This is a genomic window from Amycolatopsis alkalitolerans, from assembly GCF_006152065.1.
Taxonomy (GTDB): domain Bacteria; phylum Actinomycetota; class Actinomycetes; order Mycobacteriales; family Pseudonocardiaceae; genus Amycolatopsis_E; species Amycolatopsis_E alkalitolerans.
This window is the reverse complement of sequence record NZ_VDFW01000072.1, coordinates 1-1,753: the sequence shown is the minus strand read 5'-3', so window position 1 is coordinate 1,753 and position 1,753 is coordinate 1. Positions and strand designations below refer to the sequence as shown.

General features: G+C 24.3%; 3 protein-coding genes. All 3 read right to left on the bottom strand.

Features of this window, described 5'->3' with window-relative positions; all coding sequences use genetic code 11:
• Nucleotides 1-251: 251 nt before the first annotated feature.
• Genes FG385_RS33655 through FG385_RS34185 form a run of 3 tightly spaced genes read right to left on the bottom strand, consistent with a single transcriptional unit; the run spans nucleotide 252 to nucleotide 1,402 of the window.
• Nucleotides 252-686 (bottom strand): hypothetical protein, encoded by a 435-nt coding sequence (locus FG385_RS33655; RefSeq protein WP_200834779.1) that lies wholly within the window; start codon nucleotides 684-686, stop codon nucleotides 252-254.
• Nucleotides 661-1,248 (bottom strand): hypothetical protein, encoded by a 588-nt coding sequence (locus FG385_RS33650; RefSeq protein ID WP_139100860.1) that lies wholly within the window; start codon nucleotides 1,246-1,248, stop codon nucleotides 661-663. Before FG385_RS33650 ends, FG385_RS33655 begins: the two co-directional genes overlap by 26 nt.
• 13 nt (nucleotides 1,249-1,261) lie before the next feature.
• A complete protein-coding gene (locus FG385_RS34185; RefSeq protein WP_160148961.1) occupies nucleotides 1,262-1,402 on the bottom strand; it encodes a hypothetical protein in 141 nt (46 codons plus the stop codon).
• Nucleotides 1,403-1,753: the final 351 nt, after the last annotated feature.

Here is a 1,753-nt window from a genome sequence, read left to right as displayed (position 1 = left end):
AATCAACGGTCAGGATTTTTTCAAAGAAATAAACTCAAAACAAAAACAAATAATTTCATAATAATAATATAAGAATGATAGTAATAATAATAATAATAATAATAATAATAGTAATAATAATAATAATTTTTTGACCATAATTATTATAGGAGACCATCGGATAATAATAATATTGGAATCAACGGTCAGGATTTTTTCAAAGAAATCATTAATCACTATGACAGATATTTGTCCCAACTGGAACGTGCTATTCAAAAAAAGTAATTTATTATTATTATTATTGTTATATTATTATTATTATTATTATTGGTGTTGTTGTTGTTGTTGTTTTTGTTGTTGCTGTTGCTGTTGTTGTTGTTATTGTTATTATTTTTTGTTTTTATTATTATTATGATTGTTGTTGTTGTTGTTCTTGTTCTTGTTGTTGTTGTTTTTTTTTTATTATTACTGCTGTTATTATTGTTATTTCTATTGTTGTTATTATTATTGTTATTATTATTATTATTCTTATTATTATTGTTGTTGTTGTTATTTATTGTTATTATCATTATTATCACTATTATTATTATTACTATTATTATTGCTACTATTATTGTTATTATTATTGTTATGATTATTGCATTGTTATTATTACTGTTATTATTACTATTATTATTCTCATTATTTAGTAATACAAGCAGTACCAAGGTTGACCCCACAGCAAGGTATTATTATTATTATCATTATTATTGTTGCTATTATTATTACTGTTGTTGTTGTTGCTGTTGTTATTGTTTTTATTGATATTATTATTATTTCTATAATTATTGTTATTGTTATTGTTATTGTTATTGTTATTGTTATTGTTATTGTTTTTGTTATTGTTATTGTTATTGTTATTGTTATTGTTATTGTTATTGTTATTGTTATTGTTATTGTTATTGTTATTGTTATTATTATTGTTCTTGGTCTTGTTCTTGTTCTTGTTATTGTTATTGTTATTGTTATTGTTATTGTTATTGTTATTGTTATTGTTATTGTTATTGTTACTGTTATTGTTATTGTTATTGTTATTGTTGTTATTGTTATTGTTATTGTTAGTGTTATTATTATACTGTCATTGTTATTATTGCTATTAAAAAAAAAAAAAAACATAAAATCATCAGTTCTTTTATTGCTATTATTATTGTTATGATTATTGCTATTATTATTATTATTGTTGTTGTTCTTATTACTGTTATTATTATTTAGTAATACAAGCGGTACCAAGGTTGATCCCTCGTCAAGGTATCATTATTATTATTATTATTATTATTATGATTATTATTATTGTTGTTGTTGTTGTTGCTGTTGTTGTTATTATTATTATTATTATTATTGTTATTGTTATCATCAGTCCGTTGTTTCCCCCTCGTCGTCCCAATTACACCAAGGACTACACCGAAACACGAAAAGATTCTTCCGCAGTTGTGCCTACTCTAGTGCAGCCTACCCAAAAAAGTAACACTAGCTAGCAGTTGGTGTCGTTGTCTCCTATTGTTATTAGAGTGCAAGATCTCGTCAAAGAGCTCTTGTGCTCTATAACAATATGTGACAACGACACCAGCGGAAAAAAAATGAATAAAATCGGTTAAGAATTGATGATTTTAGGATATTTTTAAGTGGTCACTGTACTACTACTAGTAGTAGTGGGGGTGGTAATCAATCACAGCACCTTCGCCATGGTAAGACAATACTGCTACTAACTACAATAACAATAACAATAACAATAACA